The organism is Ramlibacter sp. (genome assembly GCF_028292805.1).
GTDB lineage: Bacteria > Pseudomonadota > Gammaproteobacteria > Burkholderiales > Burkholderiaceae_C > Ramlibacter.
In genome coordinates this window covers 1-2924 of sequence record NZ_JAQGLS010000233.1, presented here as the reverse complement: position 1 = coordinate 2924, position 2924 = coordinate 1, and the positions used below count along the sequence as shown (strand labels likewise).

At 69.7% G+C, this 2924-nt stretch carries 3 protein-coding genes; 1 reads left to right on the top strand and 2 read right to left on the bottom strand.

The features are described from left to right. The coding region (locus JWP65_RS14680; RefSeq protein WP_299764993.1) for an AAA family ATPase at window positions 1–1948 on the top strand (1948 nt) is incomplete at its 5' end. Between the two features lie 4 nt (window positions 1949–1952). Here JWP65_RS14680 and JWP65_RS14675 read toward each other — a convergent pair. Further along, complete coding sequence (locus JWP65_RS14675; protein WP_299764991.1) at window positions 1953–2567, bottom strand: DUF4124 domain-containing protein; 615 nt, start codon at window positions 2565–2567, stop codon at window positions 1953–1955. Window positions 2568–2665: 98 nt separating this feature from the next. Beyond that, a partial coding sequence (locus tag JWP65_RS14670; RefSeq protein ID WP_299764989.1) for an HRDC domain-containing protein occupies window positions 2666–2924 on the bottom strand: 259 nt, incomplete at its 5' end.

The following is a 2924-nucleotide window of genomic DNA, read 5'->3' as shown; positions in this document are numbered from 1 at the left end:
CAAGGACCAGCCCAAGGACCTGCTCTCGGTGCTGACCGTCACCGGCGAATGGCTGACCCACGCGCTCAAGAAGCACTCCACGCTGGTGGAAAAGAACATCGACGCGCTGGCCAGCCTGTTGCAGTTGAACAAGGCCGAACGCGCCTTGCTGCTGTACGGCACGCTGGCGCGCTACCAGCGCGACCTGCGCAGCCTGCTGGTGGAGTTCAAGGTCAACAACGCGCCCGAGGCTTATGCCGCCATCGCGGAGATCGCCGGAGTGAACGCGGTCGAGGTCGGCGAAGCGCTGCGGGCAGGCTCGCGGCTGGAGCGCATCGGCCTGGTGGAAAACCTGATCTCCGAACACAACATCACGGACCTGGCCGATCTGATGAAGGTCAGCGAAAAGCTGCCGCCGGTGCTGATGCGCGAGTACCGCGACCAGAGCGAGCTGATGGCGGTGTTCACCCGCCCTTGCGCCAAGAGCACGCTGGTGCTGGACGACTTCTCCTTCGTCGAGGAGGACGCGCGCGTGTTGCGCTCGCTGCTGCGCAATGCCATCGACCGCAAGGAACCGGGCGTCAACGTGCTGCTGTACGGCCCGCCCGGCACCGGCAAGACCGAGCTGGCCAAGGTGGTGGCGCAGGCGGCGGGGCTGGAGCTGTTCGAGGTCGAATACGCCGACCGCGACGGCAATTCCCTGAGTGGACGCGATCGCTACCGCTCGCTGCAGATCGCCCAGGTGTTCCTCAAGGGCAGCGCGCAGGCCGCGCTGCTGTTCGACGAAGTGGAGGACGTGTTCCCGCCGATCTCGAGCGAGGCCGCCCAGATGCTGGCGCGCGCCGAGCAGGTGGTGGCGCCGCCCTCGGGCAGCGTCAGCGGCAAGGCCTGGGTCAACCAGATTCTGGAGACCAACCCGGTGCCCACGATCTGGGTCACCAACCGCATCGAACAGATCGATCCTGCTTTCAGGCGCCGCTTTGCCTACCACCTGGAGCTGAAGTCGCCGCCGCCGGGCGCCCGCGAGGGCCTGGTGCGCAAGACGCTGGAAGGCGTCGTCGTCTCCGAAGCATTCATCGGCAAGCTGACCGAGCGCAAGGGCTTGACGCCAGCGCAGATCCGCACCGCAGTGCGCTTCGCCGCGCTGGCCGGCGCCGACCAGGTGCCGCCGGAAAGCCTGATCGAGCGGCAGCTGCGCAACGCCGACCAGGCGCTGGGCAAGCGTCCGCAGGACGCCGGCGCGCGCCGCAGCGTCACGTCGTACGACCTGGACATGCTGAACGTCGAGTCGCGTTTCGAGCTGCCGCGCATCGTCCAGGCGCTGAAGGCGCGCGGCCACGGCACGCTGTGCTTCTACGGCGCGCCCGGCACCGGCAAGACGGCGTTGGCGGAACACATCGCGCGCAGTCTGGAGCGGCCGCTGCTGGTCAAGCAGGCCAGCGACCTCATGAGCAAGTTCGTCGGCGAAACCGAGCAGAACATGGCGGCGATGTTCCGCGAAGCCGAAAGCGAAAAGGCGGTGCTGCTGCTGGACGAAGCCGACAGCTTCCTGCAGGACCGGCGCGGCGCCCAGCGCAGCTACGAGGTGACGGAAGTCAACGAGATGCTGCAAGGCATGGAACGCTTTGCCGGCATCTTCGTGTGCACCACCAACCTGATGGAGCGCATCGACCAGGCGGCCCTGCGCCGCTTCGCCTTCAAGATCCGCTTCAAGCCGCTGGCGCCGACGCAGCGCGAACGCATGTTCGTCACCGAGGCGCTGGCCGGCCACGCACAGGCGCTGACGCCGGCCATCGGCGCGCGGCTGGCGAAGCTGGACCAGCTGTGCCCCGGCGACTTCGCGGCGGTGAAACGCCAGGTCGACATCCTGGCCACGGAGCTGTCGGCCGAGGAGTTCCTGGAGCAGCTGGAAGCGGAGCACCGCATCAAGCCGGAAGTGCGCGAAGCGCGCAACATCGGTTTTCTCTGAAACGTCAGCGGCTGGCGCCCTGCCATGCCAGCAGCGGCCCGGCCACCTCGGGATCCTGGTGGCGATCGAGCTGGCCGGCCTCGATGTGGGCGGCGTTCTTGTCGCACCACTGCGCCCGCTGCACCGCGGTAGCGGTGAGCACGGGGCCGGTGACGCGGCGCGCATCGGCCCGCCCGGCGTCCCGCAGTTCGGCGCGCTGGCGTGGCGACAGGGTCCGGGCGACGATCGCGTCCCGGCGCTCCAGCAGCAGGCGGTGCCGCTCGCGCCAGCCGGCGCCCGCCAGGGCGTACTTCTTCATGGAGTCGGGCAGCGTGGCGTTGCACAGCTGCTCGGCGGCGTTGACCAGGTGGTCGACGCCTTGCAGGCTGGTGAGGCTGCGAGCCAGCGCCTGCCCGGGACCGGCCGCCGCCTGCGCAGTGGGCGCCGTCGCCGCGGCAGCCCAGGTGGTCCGCGCGGGGACGCCTTGCTGGCCGGGCACCGGCTGGTCGGAGAAGGTCACCTTGCCGTCGGCCGCCACGCTCTTGTAGACGCGCTGGGCCGACACTCCGCAGGCAAGCGCCAGCAGGACCGCGCCCAGGGCCAGGCGCGGGGCGCGGCGCGGCGGACACGAAAGCAGCATGAACCTCCCGGAGGCTGACTTGCGGCGATTATTGTTCGGCTTGCCGGCGCGGACACCATGTTTCTCGCGCCGGCGTGGCGAACGGCATACGCCAGGCCTCAAGCCATTGTCTGGAGGACGTCGAGCACCGCCGGCCCGTATTTGTCCAGCTTGGCCGCGCCGATGCCGCTGACGCCCTCCAGGTCGCCCAGCGATTGCGGCGCCAGCGCGGCGATGGCCGCCAGCGTGGCGTCGTGGAAGATCACGTAGGCCGGCAGGTTGTGCTCCCGCGCCACTTCGGCCCGCCAGGCCTTCAGCGCGACAAAGCGTTCCTGGCCGTCCGCCGTCAGGCCGGCAGCGGCGGCCGACGGCGCGCGG